Raw genomic sequence first — 18,074 nt, forward strand, 5'->3', positions numbered from 1 at the left:
GGAACCATTCGACCGGCCCATGCTCCATTGCCGAACGCCCGTTGGTCCACCCGCCCGCGCCGGCGCAATTCGGCGTTAGGTCGAGTATTTCAATCGGCTGCGCTGCCAGGTAAAGGCGATCCACACCGCCAGAGCGACGGTTAGCGCGGCGAACACCTCCAACTGGCTGCCCGGGGTCACGACTACCGCGGTGCCCAGCAGGACGCCGATCAGGCGCTGGAGATTGGATAGCGGCGCGAACAGGAATCCCTCGAACGACGCGGCCAGCGCCAGCACGCCGAGGCAGGACGCCAGCGCATTGGGCAGGACGTCGGTAGCCGTGCCCTGCATCAGCAGGGTCGGCGCATAGACGAAGCCAAAGGGGACGACAAAGGCCGCAATCCCGAAGCGCACCGCCGTGGCGGCGATGGCCACGGGATTTCCGCCGGCGATGGCGGCCGCCGCGTAGGCGGCGACGGCAACCGGCGGGGTGATGGCCGAAAGCACGGCAAAGTACAAGAGGAACATGTGCGCTTCGAGCAGCCCGAAGTCCATTTTCAGCAGCGCCGGGGCGACAAGGATCGCGGCTAGGATATAAGCGCTGGGCGTCGGCATTCCCATGCCGAGAATGATGGTCACGCAGGCCGCCAGGATCAGCGTCAACAGGGCGCTGTCGCCGGCGATGAGCAATATCAGATTGGACAGCTTCATCGACAGTCCGGTCATGCTCAAGCCGCCGATCACCAGGCCCGCCGCGGCACAGGCGGCAACGACGGGAATCGTCCGGCGCGCCGTTTCCGCCAGCATCTCGATGCTCTTGACCAGCCCTTCCATTACCAGTCTGGCCAGCTCCCTGACATCCCCGGTTCTCACCAGCACCTTGATACTCTTGACCAGCCCGCGGCGCGTGCGCTCCGTGAACAGGGCGACGACAAAGACCGCTCCGGTCCCGTATCCGGCGACGAATGAGGGCCCATAGCCCATCCACAGGGTGACCAGGATGATGGCGAGCGGGATGATGAATATCCATCCCAGCCGCATGGCTTCGCCCAGGGATTCGAACGGCACCTCTCCGGCGCCGAGATTTCCCCGGCGCGCCAGGGCGTGCACCTGGGTGTAAACCCCGAGATAGTAAAGCAGAGCCGGGATGATCGCGGCGATGACGATCTCGCGATATTCGATGCCGGTGAACTCGGCCATGATGAAGGCGGCGGAGCCCATGACCGGGGGCATCAGGCTACCGCCGGTCGAAGCCGTCACTTCGATCGCCGCCGCGCGTTTGGCCGAGATGCCGATCCGCTTCATCATCGGGATGGTCATGCTGCCCGTGGTCACGACGTCGGAGGTCGGGCTGCCGGAAAACATGCCGTAAAGGCCGGAGGAGACCACCGCGACCTTGGCCGGCCCGCCGGGGCTGCGGCCGGTCGCGGCCGAGGCCAGGGCGAGAAAGAAATCTCCGCCGCCGACGGCGTTCAGCACCGTTCCGAACAGAACGAACAGATAGGCATAGGTCAGCGCCACCCGCACCGGCACGCCGAAGATGCCGTCGGTGGTGTAAAACATCATGTCGAGGGCGTGCTGTATGGTGATGCGGCCATGGCCGAGCACGCCCGGCAGCAGGTCTCCAAACAGGTTGTAGAGGACGAACAGGCCGACGATCGCGGTGAGGCCGAGGCCGACGGTGCGCCGCGTCGCTTCGAACGTCAAAACGACGAGAAGGATACCGAACACCTGCTGCCACAGCGTCAACGGATCGAACAGGGAGATCCGGATCATGATCGTGTCGGCTGTGAAGGAAAAGTAAAGGCCGCAGGCAAAGCCGAGGCCGGAAAGAACGAGGTCTATGGGTCCGGGAGGGCCGGCATCGGCCCGCGCGGTCGGCGCCACCAGCAGAAACACCAGGCCGAGCACGACGGAGAGCAGGATGATCGTGGCGACATACATGTCGACCAGAACGATCAGATTGACCCAGATCACCGCCAGCGACAGGCCGGCGCCGATGATCTTGACGAGCCAGCCATAGAACCCGTCAAGGGAGCGTATGGTTCCTGTATCGAACAGGAGATGGATGATCGACATGGGCCTGGCCGTTGCGTGCCGCCATGCGGAATAAGGTGCCGCGGGCGGGTCCGGACGCACGGTCCGGACCCGCCCGCAATGGCAGCGTCAAAGGCTAGTTCGTCTTCAGCAGGCCCGCCTCCTTGAGGTAGCGGACGGCGCCCGGATGATAGGGCACCACGGTCATCGAGGCCATCAGCTCCTTGTTCAGGGCCTTCATCGACCCATGCACGGCCTGGATCTTGTCGATATTCTCGTAGAGCGCCTTGCTCAGAGTGTATGCATCGTCATCGCTCATATTCTCGTTGACGACGAGACCGGCGCTCAGTGTGATCGTCTCGACCGGCTCCTTCTGATTCTTGTAGGAGTCCGCGGGGATGGTGAACGGCTCGGTGCTCATCTTGGCGTTGACGGCGTCGGCGATGTCCTTCGGCACGCTGAGCATGACGACGTCGAGGCTCTCGTCGATCTTGCGCACCGAGCTGTGGCCGACGAACAGCGAATTGTCGACCATGTCGATGCGCCGGTTGAGCAGCAGATCGGACTGTTCGCCCGAGGCCGCATAGACGATCTTGCCGCCCCAGGATTCGAGGTCCTGCTCGGTGATGCCGGCCGCCTCCAACATGGCAACGGAGACGTCGCCGGCGATATTGCCGCGCTTGTTGATGGCGATGCGCGCCGGCGCCTTCTTGGCCTTGATGTCGGCCAGCGACTTCAGGCCATATTTATCGGCGAAGTCCTTCGTAACGATGAGGTGCATGGGCGCCCAGGTGTAAAGGTAGGCGATCGCCCGCATGCTCTTCACCGGCGCCTTGAACGGCTCGACGCCGTCGAGCGCCATCTTCAGCTCCTGGGCGTGGGCGAGGCCCATCTGCGCTTCGCCACGGTCGACGATGACGATGTTGGCGATGCCGCCGCCCGACGTCTGATAGGTCACGACGGAGCCCGGATAGGCGGCGCGAACGGCACCGTCGACGCCAGCACCGAGCAGCGACCACAGGCCGCCCGGACTGGCGCCGGACAGGGTCAGGTTGTAGGTCTGCGCATACGCCGGGGCGGCGGCCGCCAGGACGAATGCCAGCAATGTGGCAATGATGCGTGTCATGCTTTCCTCCCTTTAGGAAATGCGCTCGAGAACGGGGTTTCTTATCTCTCAAGCCCGATCGATCACTTAAACAGCATTTTGCATTGCGATGCAATTTGCCGTGCGCGTTGACGTGCGCGGTCGCCGCGTCAGATTGGGCGGGTCGAAGCAAGGCAGGAGGGCGCGGGCGGCGCGAGACTCCGATTTGATTTGGTATGAGGATTGGTACAGCTGGCTGGATTCGAACCAGCGACCTCCTGATCCACAGTCAGGCGCTCTAACCAACTGAGCTACAGCTGCACATGGGCCGCGGCACAAGGTGCCGGCAACCTATGCGCTCACCTGTTGGTTGGCAAGGGCGGAAGGGGGGGCGAACGCATGACGGCCCGGCCAATGGCCGGGCCGAGCAACGGCACGCAACTTGACGATGGCTACAGTCTGAACCGAGAAAATACGGCGTGCTTCAGGCTGCCGGCGTCAACGCCCGGATCGTTCTGAGCACACTCTCGCGCACCGGCTCCGTCGTTTCCCCGGCGACGCGGTTGACGAGCTTGGCTAGAGCCGCACTGCGCGCTTGCGCCGCCTCGATGCGCGCGTTCAGGAACTTGCCCTGAAGTTCGAAGGCCTGGGCCGGCGTTTCGATCCGGGCAAGATCGCGCACCAGGTCGAACTGGGCGCGCGTATCGGCCTTGAACGCCGCCATGACCTGCTCGTTGAAATCGCTGGCGCCTCGCATAGCCGCCGCGAACGTCTCTTCAAGCGCTTCGGTGGCCTCCTCGGCGCTGGCCTTGACACGGTCGTAGCTCTGCTTGGCCTGAGTCACGCCCGTTTCCACCGCCTCGCGCACGGATTCGGGCACCATGGCGCCGGCATCCGCGGCGCGTGCCGCCACCTTCGGCTGCCTTTCAGCACGCTTTTCAACGGGCCTTGGCTCGGCAGCGGCTTCCTCTGTCTCGATTTGCACGTCTGACATTTCGCAATTCTCCTTCATTATGCGAACGGGCACCGAATGCCCCGTTCATCCTCGCGACGACGCTACGTTAATCCCCCGTTCGGTATATAGGATGATTCATTGTGCAATGCAAAATTTTGTGCGCCGCACATGTTACATTAGGAATCCCTCACGGGCGTTCGCAACGCGACCGATTAGGGGCGCGGAAATGAAGTTTGTGCCGACCCTCGGTTTCTGGACGTTGCCGACGATTGCCTGTATGTCAATCCATGGTAGATCATAGCGTTCCACGGTGAGAGCGGCCGGTTCGTATGGCGCCGCGGTGCCGGGGTGAATCAGGGTAACTCGGGGGCAACCGACATTTGGTTCGTGAACGCGATTTGAATGTCGACTGGCTTTTGGCAGCGTATCCGGACCTGGCGCGCATGACGGGCAATCGCAAGGCACTATTCGATCTCGTGACGGGCCCGGAGCTGGGGAAAGGACGCTTTTCTGCGACCCCGCTATGGTTGTGGGACCCGGCAAGTGGACGCCCGGTGTGGGCGAACGGCGCGGCACTTCGATTGTGGCGGGCGCAGGATTTCGCTGAATTCGTGGAACGCGCCGATCCGGCCCGGCAACCGGGTCTTTCCCAACTTTGCAAGACCGCCCAAAGCCTGGCTTTCGCAAGCCGCCGGGTGGAGCGAATCAGGCTGTATGAGACCGGCCAATCCGTGAATCTGACCTGCGGCTGCGCATGGCTGCGGGCTGGTCCGGCGGATTATCTTTCGGTGACCGTGCTCGACCGGGCCGCGGCGGCGGCACCGCCGCAGGAGGACGATCCGAGCGATCTGCCGCGGCGCCTGCTTGCCGGGCTTGACGCTCCGGCATTCGCGCTTGGCGAAGACGGCAAGGTCCTGTTCGCCAATTCGACGGCCGGAGACATGTTCTTCAAGAACGACGGGGACGGCGAGGAGGCCGCGGTTCCGTCCGGCCTGGCCGAGCTCGCGCAACACGCCTTGGCCGAGGGCCGATGTCGCGGCCGGGTCGATCATGGCGACACGGGGGTAACCGTCACCGCGGTGCGGGTCGACCCGGAGGGATTCGGCGCGCCTTTTGTCGCGGTGCAACCGCGCGATCCGGCGGAAGCGGACGAACGCGACGCGGCAGCCGATGCCGAGCCTGATCCGGCCCGGAGCCGGGGTTCGGGCCCCGCGCCGCGGCCGGCGGCCGACGAGCCGGGCGACGAGGCCGCCTTTACCGAGGTCATCTTCAAACCGGACTGGGACCAGCATTCGCCGGCTCGGGAGAAAGCCTCCGGTCCTGCAATAGCGGCAAGCGAGAAGGCCGTCGAAAGCCTTGATAAACAGGACAATATTCTGCCGTTCCACATGGCGTTTTCGCTCGGCATGTCGCCGCCGAACCCGGCGCAAAGGTCGGGGCTGGAAATCCATGAACGCGACGCCTTCAAGGCCCTTGCAAGGGCGCTCGGCGCGCGCATGGAGGGCGAGGAAGAGAATGAAGCCGAGCCCAATCTCGCGCCGGCTTCCGCCACCGGCTCGTCTGCCACGTCGGTCGGCTCCGATCCCGACACCGTTTCCGATCGCCCGCCGGCCTCGTTCGGCGAGCAGGAAGTCGAAGCCGTGCTCGCGCACCTGCCGGTCGGGCTTCTCATCTATCGCCACGCCGTGCCGCTTTACGCCAACCGCGCCTTTCTCAACCTGTTCGGCTGCGCCAATTTCGCCGAGCTGGAAAATCTGGGCGATGTCATGGACTTGCTGCCCAAGATCAAGAGCGAGCCCGGCGGCACCGAATTGCGCCCCGACGGTGACGGCGAACAGCCCCTGACGACGCTGGTTGCCTATGACCGCGCGGGGCACGCGATCGCGGTGATGGCTCGATTGCAGGCGGTGCGTTGGGCCGGCGAGCCGGCGATCCTGCTGAGCGTCCGGCCGGCGCAAGCGGCAGACGAGTCGCAGCCGGCGCTTCCGGCGCCGGCGGAAGGCCTGTTCACGCCTTTGGAGCTTGCAAACATCGTCAATCTATCGAGCGATGGTATCGTCATCATCGGCGAGGATGGCTGCATCGCCGCTCTCAGTGACCGGGCCGGCGCGCTGCTGCGCGGGCGTGCCCTGGACGTCGTGGGCAGGCCCTTCGACAGCTTGTTCACCGGCGACAGCCGCACCGTCGTTGCCGACTATCTCGACGGCTTGAGATATCACGGCATTGCCGGCGTACTCGGCGACGGCCGCAAGGTGCAGGCCAAGCTTCCGAATGGTGCCGAGTTGCCGCTTTATCTGACCATGGGCGAGTTGGGCGCGGACGGCGCGCGCCGCTTCTGTGCGCTGCTGCGCGACCTCAGCCAATGGACGCGCGCGGAAACCGAGCTTGTTCGCGCCCGCATCGCGGCGGAAACGGCAACGGCCCACAAATCCGACCTGCTCGCCCGCATCAGCCACGAAATGCGCACGCCACTCAACTCTATCATCGGTTTCTCCGAGGTCATGTTGGAAGGCCGGCTCGACAATATGGGCAGCGCCCGCTATCGCGACTATGTGCGCGACATCCATACCAGCGGCACCTATCTGCTCGGGCTCGTCAACGATCTTCTGGACCTTTCCAAGGTCGAGGCCGGCAAGCTCGAGCTGAACTTCACCCGGCTTGACGTCAACGAGTTGGCGCTGCAATGCGTGCGGCTCATGCTGCCGGAGGCGAACCAGGGCCGGGTCATCGTGCGCTCGAGTCTGGCCCGTAGTCTGCCGGCGGTGGTCGCCGACCACCGCAGCCTGCGCCAGATCCTCCTCAACCTGCTGTCGAACGCCGTCAAGTTCACCCTTCCCGGCGGCCAGGTGGTGCTGTCGACCTCGCTCAGTAATGAGGGCGAGGTGCAGATCCGGGTTCGCGACACCGGCGTGGGTATGGAAGAAAAGGATATCGCGCTGGCCCTGGAGCCGTTTCGCCAAGTCGCCCCCCCGGCCGATCCGCGCAAGGCCGGAACCGGGCTCGGCCTGCCGCTGACCAAGGCACTGGCGGAGGTCAACCGCGCGCGTTTCCGCATCGAGAGCGCCATCGGCGAAGGCACGCTGACCGAAATCACCTTTCCCTCCCAGCGCGTGCTGGCGGAGTAGGGCCCTGTCCGCCTAAGCCAACTCCAAGATCAGACTGCGTAGCCCTTCCGGCGTTGCGGCCGAGGGCGCGGCGGGCTTTTCCGGCCGCTCGATCATGATCACCGGCAGGTGCAATTCGCGCGTGGCGGCGAGCTTGGCTTTGGTCGCGTCGCCGCCGGAGTTCCTGCACACCAGCACATTTGTGCCGTGCTCTCGAAATAGCGCCAGCTCCGCATCGAGGCTGAAGGGCGGCCGGGCCAAGAGAAGATCCACATGGGGCGGGAGGGGTATCTGCGGAGGCTCGATCATGCGGGCGAGGATGCGCGTATCGGCGCGCGCAAAGAAGGCCGCAATGTCCCGCTGCCCGACGGTCACCAGTGCCCGCGCGCGGGCAGGAATGGCGGCGGCGGCCGCGGCAACGGATTCGACCGGCCGCCAGCGGTCGCCACGGGCACGCCGCCAGGCCGGGCGTTCCAGGCGCACATAGGCAATGCCCACCTGCCGGCAGGCTTCCGCAGCGTTGCGCGACATGGTGGCGGCGAAGGGATGGGTTGCGTCGGCGACAAGGCTGATCGCTTCGGCCATGAGATAGGTGGCAAGCCCCTCAGCGCCGCCGAAGCCGCCGCTGCGCCACTCGCCCGCCGGCAGCTCGGGCGCGCTGGTGCGGCCGGCAAGCGACGTGATGACCTTCAGGTTCTTCTCGACATGCAGCAGCCCGGCGAGCAGCCGCCCCTCGCCGGTGCCGCCGAGGATCAGAATCTTCCTATCCGGCCCGGCCAATGATCGTTCCCTCCCGGTCGACCACGAGGATATCGACGGCAACCGGCGCATTGCCGAGCGCCTTTTTTGCTGTCGCAAGGGCGCGCGCCGCGACCCGGCCGGCAAGGTCGATATTGGCTGTCGCAGCAAGGGACAGGGTCTCGGCTGCGCTATTTGCCCCGCGAACCGCGCCCACCAGCTCACCTGAACCACCGCCGTCCGCGACGCGATTCGCCAGCCAATCGAAAGACACTTCGCCGCGGCGCGAATGCAGATCGAGCAGACCCTGGCCGAGCTTGCTCATCTTGGCAAAGCCTCCAGCGACGGTGACGCGGGCCACGGGATGGGCGCGGACATATTTCAACATGCCGCCGACGAAATCGCCCATGTCGATCAGGGCCGTGTCGTCGAGATGGTAAAGCCGTCGCACCGCGGCCTCCGAGGTCGACCCGGTGGCCCCCGCGATATGGGTCACGCCGCAGGCGCGGGCCACGTCGATGCCATTGCGGATGGCGTGGATCCAGGCCGAACAGGAATAGGGATGGACGACGCCGGTGGTGCCGAGGATCGAGATGCCGCCGACGATGCCGAGGCGCGGGTTCCAGGTCTTTTCGGCGATGCGGGCGCCATCGGGAACGGAAATCTCGATCTCGACATCCAAGCCCGCCCCGTGCGCCGCCGCGACATTGGCGATGACTTCGCGCATCATCCGCCGCGGCACCGGGTTGATCGCAGGCTCCCCCGGCGGCACCGGCAGACCCGGCTTGGTCACGGTTCCGACGCCCTCTCCGGCGCGAAAGGTGATGCCCGAGCCCGGCGGGCCGCGCCGCACCAATGCGACGATCAGCGCGCCATGGGTGACGTCCGGGTCGTCGCCGGCGTCCTTGACGATGCCGGCGCGGGCAAAGCCTTCGCCGCGCTCCTCACAGGCCAGCGCGAAGGCCGGCATTTCGCCCTTTGGCAGACGAATTTGCACCGGGTCCGGGAAACTGCCGGTGATAAGCGCCGTGAAGGCGGCCTTGGCGGCAGCCGTGGCGCACGCGCCGGTGGTCCAGCCGCGGCGCAGATTATTCGTGCTCTCGTCTCTGGCGGTCCCCATAATCGGCCTCTATACATCGGCCACGGGGACGGCAACAGAAAGCGTGCAGGAGCATGGCCGCGAAAAAACCCAAGCGCAAAGCCGAGAAAGATGCGCCGGCGCACGGTTTTGCCCGTCTCGATGCGGCCGGATTCCCCGAATTTACGCCGGGCTCAGTGTGGCTCGTCGGCGCGGGACCGGGCGCTCCCGCGCTGATGACCCTGCTCGGCTATTACGCGCTGCAACGCGCCGACGCCGTCGTTTACGACGCCCTGGTGAACGATGCGATCCTGAATTGGGCGCAGCCAGAGGCGAAAATCGAATATGCCGGCAAACGCGGCGGCCGGCCATCGGCGAAACAGCGAGACATCTCCTTGCGCCTGATCGAGCTCGCCCAGGACGGCTGCCGCGTGGTTAGGCTGAAAGGCGGGGACCCGCTGATCTTCGGCCGCGGCGGCGAGGAGTGCCAGATGCTCAGCCAAGCCGGCGTGCCGTTCCGCATCGTTCCGGGCATCACCGCGGGCATCGGCGGGCTGGGCTATGCCGGCGTCCCCCTGACCCACCGCGAAGTCAACCAGAGCGTCCTGTTCCTGACCGGGCACGACCAGGCAGGCGCCATGCCGAGCCGGGTCGACTGGCGGGCCGTGGCCACCGCCGCCCCCGTCATCGTCATGTACATGGCGGTCAGGAACATCGCCGCCATCGCCGAACGTCTGATCGGCTTTGGCCGCGCGCGGTCCGATCCCGTCGCCATCGTATCCAATGCCACGCTGCCGCACCAATCGGTGTTGGAAACCACGCTCGGCGCCATCGGCGAGGGGTCCGAGGTGGCGGACCTGCCGACGCCGGCCCTTGTCGTCGTCGGCCGGGTCGTGAGCTTGCGGAACACGCTCGATTGGTACGCCGCCGCGCTGCGGGAGAACAACCTTGGCTGAGCCGCGGGGGGTGATCATCGCAGCGCCCGCCTCCGGCGCGGGAAAGACCCTGGTGACCCTTGCCCTTATCGGCGCTCTGCGCGCGGGCGGCCACCGGGTTGCCTCGGCCAAGGTCGGGCCGGACTATATCGATCCGCGCTTTCACGCCGCGGCCACGGGTCGGGATTGCGTCAATCTCGACCCTTGGGCGATGCGGCCGGGGCTCGTCCGGGCGCTTGCCCTGAACGCCGCCACCGCCGCCGATCTCTTGGTCGTCGAGGGGGTGATGGGTCTCTTCGACGGCGCCGAGGATGGGTCCGGCTCGACGGCCGACCTCGCCTGCCTGCTCGGCCTTCCCGTGCTCCTTACCGTCGATGCCAGGCGCCAGGCGCACTCGGTCGCCGCCCTGGTCAAGGGCTTTGCCGAATTTCGCGCCGATTGCCGCGTCGCGGGCGTCATCCTCAATCGCGTCGCCAGCGTCCGTCATCGCGCCATATTGGAAACCGCCCTCGACCTGATCGGCGTTCCCGTCGTCGGCGCCCTCATGGAGGACGCCGGGATGGTGATGCCGTCGCGGCATCTCGGCCTCGTTCAAGCCGAGGAGCACGGGAATCTGGGCGCGCTCCTTGGCCGCGCTGCAGCCAGCGCGACCGAAGGCATCGATCTTGACCGCTTCGCCGCCCTCGCCGCGCCGCTTCGACTGACGCAAAAGCCCGTTGAACGGCTTGCGCCTCTTGGCGGGCGCATCGCGATTGCGTCCGACCGCGCCTTTGGCTTTGCCTATCCGCATCTGCTCGATGGCTGGAATGCGGCGGGCGCGGAACTTCGAGCCTTCTCGCCGCTCGCCGACGAGGCGCCGGACGCGGATGCCGACGCGGTGTTCCTTCCCGGCGGCTATCCGGAGCTGCATGCAGGACGCATCGCCCAGAACAAGACCTTTCTCGGCGGCCTACGCAAGGCAGCCGAGCGCGGCGCGCTGATCTATGGCGAGTGCGGCGGCTTCATGGTGCTTGGCGAGGCGCTGGTCGACGCGGAAGGCGCCGCCCACGCCATGGCCGGGCTGTTGCCCATCGAGACGAGCTTTGCCAGGCGCAAGCTGCATCTCGGCTACCGGCATCTGGAGCATGACGGCGCGCTTCTCTGGCCGCGACGGCTTGCCGGCCATGAGTTCCACTATTCGACCATTGCCCGCGAAGAGGCAGCCGAGCCGCTATTCTCCGCCCGCGACTCCGCCGGCCGCCAGATCGGCACGCTCGGGCTGAAGCGCGGCAGGGTCATGGGGTCCTATGCCCATATCATCGACGCCGCGGAGGAGACGGCATGACGCTTGCTCTGATGCTGCAGGGGACCGGGTCGCACGTCGGCAAGTCGCTGATCGCCGCCGGCCTGTGCCGCGCCTATACGCGGCGGGGTCTGGCCGTGCGCCCGTTCAAGCCGCAGAACATGTCCAACAATGCTGCTGTCACCGTCGAGGGCGGCGAGATCGGCCGCGCCCAGGCGCTGCAGGCGCGGGCCTGCCGGGTTGCGCCAAGCGTCGACATGAACCCGGTGCTGCTCAAGCCGGAGACCGACCGCGGCGCCCAGGTGATCGTTCGCGGCGAGCGCGTTGCGACCCTTCAAGCGCGGCGCTACATGGCCGAGCGTCTGGAATTCCTGCCTGCCGTGCTGAACAGCTTCGCGGCGCTCAGCGCCAAGGCCGACCTGATCATCGTGGAAGGCGCCGGAAGCCCGGCGGAGATCAATCTGCGCTCACGCGACATCGCCAATATGGGCTTTGCAGCCGCAGCCGGCGTGCCCGTCGTGTTGATTGCCGACATTCATCGCGGCGGCGTCATCGCCTCGATCGTCGGAACCTTCGAGGTGCTGTCGCCCGACGACCGCATGCGGATCGCCGCCTTCCTCGTCAATAACTTTCACGGCGATCCGGCATTGTTTGCCGAGGGCATCGATTTTCTCGTCGAGCGGACCGGCTGTCCCTGCGCCGGTGTGGTCCCCCATTTTCCGGCCGCCCGGCAGCTGCCGGCGGAAGACGCGGTCGCGCTCGAAGACGCCGGCGGCGACGGCAATGGCGCCTTCCACATCGCCGTGCCGCGCTTATCCCGCATCGCCAATTTCGACGATCTCGACCCGCTGCGGCTCGAACCGGGGGTGCGGCTCACGATCGTCCAGCCGGGCGCGCCCATTCCGGCCGATGCCGATCTCGTCCTGCTGCCGGGCTCGAAATCGACCCTCGGCGATCTGAGATATCTGCGCGAGCAGGGCTGGGACATCGACATCCTCGCCCATGCGCGCCGCGGAGGCGCCGTGCTCGGGCTTTGCGGCGGCTATCAGATGCTTGGCTGCGCGGTGCACGACCCGGACGGCATCGAGGGCGAGGCCGACAGCGTCGAGGGCTTGGGCCTGCTGGATGTGGAGACGGTCCTGGAGCCGGCGAAGCGGCTCGCAACCGTGAACGGCGTCCATCGGGAGACCGGCGAAGCGCTCGCTGGCTACGAGATGCATCTGGGGCGGACCGAGGGAAACGACCGCGCCCGGCCCTTCGCCGTCGTCGCCGGCCATGAGGAAGGCGCAACGTCGGCAAACGGGCGCATCGCCGGCACCTATCTGCATGGCCTCTTCGCCTCCGATGCGTTCCGCCACGCCTATTTAATGGCCCTTGGCGCAACGGGCTCCGAAACCGCCTATGAGACGCTGATCGAAGAGACGCTTGATGCGCTCGCAGACCATCTCGAACAGCATGTCGATCTCGGCCTGCTGCTCCAGATCGCCGGCGGCGAGGCGCGGGCGAGGACCGGGAGCTGACGGAATGAGCAGCGGCGATGCCCCCGCCCATGGCGGCGACCTCGGCGAGGCGGAGGCGCTGCTGGGAGAGGACGCCGGCGCGGAAGCAAGCTGGATCGACCTTTCCACCGGCATCAATCCGAGGCCCTATCCCCTGCCCGCACTCGATCCGGAGCTTTGGAGCCGGTTGCCGGCACGCCGCGATCTCGAGGCGCTGATCGAAACCGGACGGGCCTATTACGGCGCACCGGAAGGCGCGGACATCGTCCCGGCGCCGGGTTCCGAAGCGCTGATCCGCATCCTGCCCGACATTCTTCCGGCGGGCCGGGCCGTCATTGTCGGGCCGACCTATGGCGAGCATGCGCGCGCCTGGGCGCGGCGCGGCGAAGTGCGCATGGTCGATGAGGCCGAAGCGACGAAGACAGGTGACCTCGTTGTCCTCGTCAATCCCAACAATCCGGATGGGCGCTTGGTTTCGCCCGAAACGCTTGCCCGAATGGCCAACGCGGCGACCGAGCGCGGCGGCTGGCTCGTCATCGATGAGGCATTCGCCGATGCGGTGCCGGCCTGCAGCGCGGTTGGCCTTGCCGCAGGCCAAAACGTCGTCGTGCTGCGCTCTTTCGGCAAATTTTTCGGGCTCGCCGGCCTCAGATTGGGCTTTGCCGTGGCGCCGCCGGCCTTGGCCGCGAAATTGCGCATGCGCCTCGGCCCCTGGCCGGTTTCGGGCCCGGCCATCGCCATCGCCACGCGCGCCCTTGGCGATCGGAAATGGCAGGCGGCAAGCCGCGAACGGTTCAGCCGTGACGCCACCGCGCTCGACCGGCTCTTGACGCGGGCGGGATTCGAGATTGTCGGCGGCACGCCGCTGTTCCGGCTTGCCGCGCACGAGGCGGCGGAGGCAATCTTTTTCCGCCTGCTCAGGGCCCGCATCTATGTGCGCTGCTTCGGCGAAAGGTCGAACCGGCTGCGCTTCGGCCTGCCCGAGGGGCCACGGGCCTTCCAACGGCTGCAAGCCGCTCTCCTCGACCAAGACGGCGGTTTCTCGTGAGCGGTCTCGACTTTTTTGCCGGATCGGCGCTCGTCGCTTTGATCGCCCTCATGGTCGAGCGCTTCTTCGGCTATCCGCAAGACCTGTTTCGCGCGGTCCGTCATCCTGTCATGTGGACAGGGGCCGTGATCGCCGCGCTGGACCGGCAGTTGAACCGACCCGGCAGCCGCGTCGCCCGGCTGCGTGGGGTGACGGCCGTCTTCCTTCTGCTCGCGATCACCGCGGCGGTCACGGTACCGCTGGTTCTGTTGTTCCGCAGCCTGCCGTTCGGCGTCCTCGCCGAAGGCGTTATGGCGGCAAGCCTTCTCGCGCAAAAGGACCTCGGCCACCGCGTCGCCGATGTCGCCGCGGCGCTCGGACAGGGATTGCAGCCTGGCCGCGACGCGGTCGGCCACATCGTCGGGCGCGACACCGGCGCGCTCGACGAGGCCGGCATTGCGAGGGCCGCCGTCGAGAGCCTGGCCGAGAACACCTCCGACGGCATCGTCGCGCCGTTGTTCTGGCTTTTCCTCGCCGGCCTGCCGGGGGCGGCGCTCCATAAGGCGATCAACACCGCCGACAGCATGATCGGCTACAGGAGCGAGAAATACCGCCGCTTCGGCTGGGCGGCGGCCCGGCTCGACGATCTCGTCAACTGGCCGGCCGCGCGGCTGACCGGCCTGCTCTTCGCCGCCGCGGCGGCGCTCGGCGGCGGTAGCGGCAAGGCTGCGCTTGCCGCCATGCGCCGCGATGCGCCGCGCCACGCTTCGCCCAATGCCGGATGGCCGGAGGCCGCCCTTGCCGGCGCGCTCGGCTTTCGCCTCGGCGGACCGCGCAGCTACGAGGGGCGCTTGGTCGACCACCCCGCGATGGGCGCGGGCCGCAGCGATCTGGACCCGGAGGACATAGGCAAAGCGCTCGCCCTTTACCGCCGGGCGCTCGATATCCTGGCGGGCGTGACCCTTGCTCTGGCGGTTCTTGCTATCTTGGTTGCTTGAGGACGAGCGGAAGGCCGGCGGCCATGAACACGACCTCGTCGGCAACCGCGGCGAGGCGCTGATTGGCCCACCCGGCGGCGTCGCGGAACCGCCGCGCCAGGGGGTTGTCGGGAACGATGCCCGAGCCGACCTCGTTTGAGACCAGGATCAAGGTCCCGGCCGCCCCGCTTACCGCGTCGATGAGCTCGTCGACGCACGCCGCCACGTCGCGCTCGGCAAGCAGCACGTTCGACAGCCACAGCGTAACGCAATCGACCATCACATGGGCGTCAGCGGCGCAATGCGCCCGGATCGCGGCGGCAAGGTCGAGCGGCGCCTCCACCGTCGTCCAGCCGTGGCCGCGGCGGGCGCGGTGAGCGGCGATACGGGCTGCCATTTCCTCATCGCCGGGTTCGCCGGTTGCGACATAGACCTTGGGTCCGCGCGCCGGCATCAGGCTTTCCCCGTAGGCGCTCTTGCCCGAACGGGCCCCGCCGAGGATAAGGATGCGTCTTAGAGCCGTCATGACATGATTCCACTATAGCCGGACCCACTCTAAGGGCCGAAACACATTCATTCACCATCCCCGTCCTGGCCGGAGAGCGCCTATAGCAGCCGGTCGCGCAGGGAAAACCAGGTCATCGCCGCGACCAGGGTCGGCCAGCGCAGGAGCCTGCCGCCGGGAAAGACCGGCACCGGAAGCCGCGCCAGAACATCGAAACGGCCGAGCGTCCCGTCGACGGCTTCGGCAAGCACCTGACCGCCGAGGACCGCCATGCCGACGCCTTGGCCGCTGTAACCGGCGGCGACCAGCACATTCGGCGAAAGCCTGGCGAAATAGGGCAGCCGGCGCGGCGTGACGGCGAGCGTGCCACCCCAGGCATAGTCGATCCGCACGCCGGCAAGCTGCGGAAATATCGTCAGCATCCGCCGGCGCACGAGGCCGGCAATGTCCTTGGGAAAGCGCGACGAATAGGTCTCGCCGCCGCCGAACAGGAGCCGGCGGTCGGCGGAGAGGCGGAAATAGTTGACGACGAAGCGGGAATCCGCGACCGCCACATCGTCGCGGATCAGCGCCAGGGCGGCCACCTCGCCGAGCGGCTCGGTGGCGATGAGAAAATTGTTGATCGGCATGACCCGCCGCTCGACCCGCGGCGCCAGCCCCTCGAAATAGCCGTTGCAGGCAAGAAGCAGGAATTGCGCGGAAACCGTGCCGGCGGCGATTTCGACGCGCACCGGATCGCCCTCAACGATGCGTATCGCAGGAGATTTCTCGTAGAGCTTGGCGCCGGCGGAGGCGGCGGCGCGGGCAATGCCGAGGGCGAAGTTGAGGGGATGCAGGTGGGCGCCCCCGCGGTCGAGCCAGCCGCCGTGATAGGCTTGGCTTGCGACCATGGCGCGCATCTCCTCGCCGGAGACAAACTCCGCCTTTTCATAAGCATGGTCGCGGCGAAGCGTGTCGACATAGGCGCGCGAATGGGCGACGAAGCGGCGTTTATGGTCGGCGTGAAGAAGGCCGAATTTCAGATCGCAGTCAATCCCGTGGCGGCGGACCAGGTCGACGACCAGGGCCTTCGCCTCTTCGCCGATGCGCCACAGTTTTCGCGCATCGTCCTTGCCGACCATCGCCGCGAGCGTCGTCTGGTCGCGGCGCTGGCCGGAATGGAGCTGGCCGCCATTGCGCCCCGATGCGCCCCACCCGAGGCGCCGCGCCTCGATGAGAACGACCTTGAAACCCCGCTCCGCGAGGTGCAGCGCCGCGGAAAGCCCGGTATAGCCGCCACCGATAATGGCCACATCGCAGCTATGGGCCCCTTCTAGCGCCGGGTACGCGACGAGCCCTTGGGCCGTCGCCGCGAAATAGGAAGACGGATGCTCGGTGCCCATCGCAAGCGGCGGCGTCTTACACCGTCAGCAGCAGAAATTCGCGCTCCCAGGGGCTGATTACCCCCATGAAGGTTTCGAACTCCTCGCGTTTGATGGCGCTATAGACGGACACGAAGGCACTGCCCAGGATCTCCCGCAATTCGTCGCAGGCCTCGAATTCGGCGACCGCTTCCAACAGGCCGCGCGGCAGATCGTAGGGCAGGCCGTGCGCGCTGCCGCTGATCGGCTTGGTCGGGGTCAGCTCCTGGGTGATGCCGAGATAGCCGCAGGCGAGCGACGCGGCGATGGCGAGATAGGGGTTGGCATCGGAAGACGGAACGCGGTTCTCCACCCGCCGTGCCTCAGGCCTTGACGGCGGAATACGAATGCCGGTGGTGCGGTTGTCGTGCCCCCACTGGACGTTGATGGCCGATTTCTGGTCCTTGGTCAGCCGCCGGTAGGAATTGACGTAGGGCGCCAACATGCACATCGCCGCCGGCATGTAGCGCTGCTGGCCGGCGATGAAGGCATAAAACTCGCGCGTCGGCTCGCCTTCCGTGGTGGAAAAGACGTTGCGGCCCGTTTCCTCGTCGACCAGCGACTGATGGATGTGCATGGCGCTCCCCGGCTCGGCGGCGATCGGCTTGGCCATGAAGGTGGCGTAGATGTCATGCGCCATCGCCGCCTCGCGAATGGTGCGCTTGAACATGAACACCTGGTCCGCCAGGTCCACCGGATCGCCGTGGCGCAGATTGATCTCCATCTGCGCTGCGCCCTCCTCATGGATCAGGGTGTCGATCTCCAGGCCCTGGGCCTCGGAATAGTCGTAAATGTCGTCGAACAGGGGATCGAACTCGTTGATGGCGCCGATGGAGAAGGATTTCCGGCCGCTTTCCGGCCGCCCGGAGCGGCCGACCGGCGGCTCCAGCGGATAGTCCGGATCGGTGTTCGGCTTGACCAGATAGAACTCGATTTCCGGCGCGATGATTGATTTCCAGCCGCGCTTCTCGAACAGCTTCAAGACCCGGCGCAGCACGTGCCGCGGCGCGACCTCGACCGGCCGGTTGTCGCGGTGGTAGGCGTCGTGGATGATCTGCGCCGTCGGGTCCTTTTCCCACGGCACCACGCACAGGGTCGAAAAATCGGGAGCGAAAACGAAATCGCCGTCGGCCGGATCCATGACCTCGACATCCTCGATTTCCGGATATTCGCCGGAAATCGTCTGGTAGAAGATCGATTGCGGCATGCTCATCACGCGCCCGGCGAAGAATTTCTGCGCCGGCATCATCTTGCCGCATGCCACGCCGGATTGGTCCGGCACGATGCATTCAATCTCGTCGATGCGCCGCTCGGTCATCCATTCCCGTGCCGCGTCGATGTCGGCAACGCCGCGTGTGGCGGCAGACTGAAATTCGATCCGTTCGGTCTTCATGGTCGCAACCCGCAGTTTCTCGTGTCGTACCGCCTGCCGCATCGACGGCCTCGACGAAACGCGCCGGGTACGCTAGAGCGT

General features: G+C 66.5%; 14 protein-coding genes and 1 tRNA gene. 6 read left to right on the top strand and 9 right to left on the bottom strand.

Annotation, left to right across the window (positions count from 1 at the left end):
• Nucleotides 1-75: 75 nt before the first annotated feature.
• From Q8P46_18465 to Q8P46_18480, 4 genes are all read right to left on the bottom strand, one after another.
• Complete coding sequence (locus Q8P46_18465) at nucleotides 76-2,058, bottom strand: TRAP transporter fused permease subunit (protein MDP2622129.1); 1,983 nt, start codon at nucleotides 2,056-2,058, stop codon at nucleotides 76-78.
• Between the two features lie 94 nt (nucleotides 2,059-2,152).
• On the bottom strand, nucleotides 2,153-3,142 hold the full coding sequence (locus tag Q8P46_18470) for a TAXI family TRAP transporter solute-binding subunit (GenBank protein MDP2622130.1): 990 nt from the start codon (nucleotides 3,140-3,142) through the stop codon (nucleotides 2,153-2,155).
• 202 nt (nucleotides 3,143-3,344) lie between these two features.
• Nucleotides 3,345-3,421: transfer RNA gene (locus Q8P46_18475), tRNA-His, on the bottom strand.
• 163 nt (nucleotides 3,422-3,584) lie between these two features.
• On the bottom strand, nucleotides 3,585-4,094 hold the full coding sequence (locus tag Q8P46_18480) for a phasin family protein (protein MDP2622131.1): 510 nt from the start codon (nucleotides 4,092-4,094) through the stop codon (nucleotides 3,585-3,587).
• 749 nt (nucleotides 4,095-4,843) lie between these two features.
• Here Q8P46_18480 and Q8P46_18485 point away from each other — a divergent pair.
• Nucleotides 4,844-7,180 carry an ATP-binding protein gene (locus Q8P46_18485; GenBank protein MDP2622132.1) on the top strand — a complete coding sequence of 779 codons (2,337 nt, stop codon included), beginning with the start codon at nucleotides 4,844-4,846 and terminating at the stop codon, nucleotides 7,178-7,180.
• Between the two features lie 12 nt (nucleotides 7,181-7,192).
• Here Q8P46_18485 and Q8P46_18490 read toward each other — a convergent pair whose 3' ends face one another.
• Together Q8P46_18490 and Q8P46_18495 are read right to left on the bottom strand one after the other, a co-directional pair.
• Nucleotides 7,193-7,939 carry a cobalt-precorrin-6A reductase gene (locus Q8P46_18490; GenBank protein MDP2622133.1) on the bottom strand — a complete coding sequence of 249 codons (747 nt, stop codon included), beginning with the start codon at nucleotides 7,937-7,939 and terminating at the stop codon, nucleotides 7,193-7,195.
• The gene (locus tag Q8P46_18495; protein ID MDP2622134.1) at nucleotides 7,923-9,017 is read right to left on the bottom strand and encodes a cobalt-precorrin-5B (C(1))-methyltransferase; all 1,095 of its coding nucleotides are present in this window, start codon (nucleotides 9,015-9,017) and stop codon (nucleotides 7,923-7,925) included. Before Q8P46_18495 ends, Q8P46_18490 begins: the two co-directional genes overlap by 17 nt.
• 53 nt (nucleotides 9,018-9,070) lie before the next feature.
• Here Q8P46_18495 and cobA point away from each other — a divergent pair, with 53 nt between their 5' ends.
• Genes cobA through cbiB form a run of 5 tightly spaced genes read left to right on the top strand, consistent with a single transcriptional unit; the run spans nucleotide 9,071 to nucleotide 14,716 of the window.
• On the top strand, nucleotides 9,071-9,931 hold the full coding sequence (gene cobA, locus Q8P46_18500) for a uroporphyrinogen-III C-methyltransferase (GenBank protein ID MDP2622135.1): 861 nt from the start codon (nucleotides 9,071-9,073) through the stop codon (nucleotides 9,929-9,931).
• Nucleotides 9,924-11,234 carry a cobyrinate a,c-diamide synthase gene (locus Q8P46_18505; protein MDP2622136.1) on the top strand — a complete coding sequence of 437 codons (1,311 nt, stop codon included), beginning with the start codon at nucleotides 9,924-9,926 and terminating at the stop codon, nucleotides 11,232-11,234. The genes cobA and Q8P46_18505 overlap by 8 nt, the downstream gene beginning before the upstream one ends.
• Nucleotides 11,231-12,712 (top strand): cobyric acid synthase, encoded by a 1,482-nt coding sequence (locus tag Q8P46_18510; protein MDP2622137.1) that lies wholly within the window; start codon nucleotides 11,231-11,233, stop codon nucleotides 12,710-12,712. Before Q8P46_18505 ends, Q8P46_18510 begins: the two co-directional genes overlap by 4 nt.
• Before the next feature lie 4 nt (nucleotides 12,713-12,716).
• The gene (cobD, locus tag Q8P46_18515; GenBank protein MDP2622138.1) at nucleotides 12,717-13,739 is read left to right on the top strand and encodes a threonine-phosphate decarboxylase CobD; all 1,023 of its coding nucleotides are present in this window, start codon (nucleotides 12,717-12,719) and stop codon (nucleotides 13,737-13,739) included.
• Nucleotides 13,736-14,716: an adenosylcobinamide-phosphate synthase CbiB gene (gene cbiB / locus Q8P46_18520; GenBank protein MDP2622139.1), complete on the top strand. Its 981-nt coding sequence runs from the start codon at nucleotides 13,736-13,738 to the stop codon at nucleotides 14,714-14,716. Before cobD ends, cbiB begins: the two co-directional genes overlap by 4 nt.
• Here cbiB and cobU read toward each other — a convergent pair.
• The 3 genes from cobU to Q8P46_18535 all read right to left on the bottom strand — a co-directional run bounded on the left by cobU (nucleotide 14,700) and on the right by Q8P46_18535 (nucleotide 17,993).
• On the bottom strand, nucleotides 14,700-15,221 hold the full coding sequence (cobU, locus tag Q8P46_18525; GenBank protein MDP2622140.1) for a bifunctional adenosylcobinamide kinase/adenosylcobinamide-phosphate guanylyltransferase: 522 nt from the start codon (nucleotides 15,219-15,221) through the stop codon (nucleotides 14,700-14,702). The two genes, cbiB and cobU, sit on opposite strands and share 17 nt — an antisense overlap.
• Nucleotides 15,222-15,301: 80 nt before the next feature.
• Complete coding sequence (locus Q8P46_18530; GenBank protein ID MDP2622141.1) at nucleotides 15,302-16,582, bottom strand: FAD-binding oxidoreductase; 1,281 nt, start codon at nucleotides 16,580-16,582, stop codon at nucleotides 15,302-15,304.
• Nucleotides 16,583-16,598: 16 nt separating this feature from the next.
• Nucleotides 16,599-17,993 (bottom strand): glutamine synthetase family protein, encoded by a 1,395-nt coding sequence (locus Q8P46_18535; protein MDP2622142.1) that lies wholly within the window; start codon nucleotides 17,991-17,993, stop codon nucleotides 16,599-16,601.
• Nucleotides 17,994-18,074: the final 81 nt, after the last annotated feature.

The organism is Hyphomicrobiales bacterium, assembly GCA_030688605.1.
Lineage (GTDB): Bacteria > Pseudomonadota > Alphaproteobacteria > Rhizobiales > NORP267 > JAUYJB01.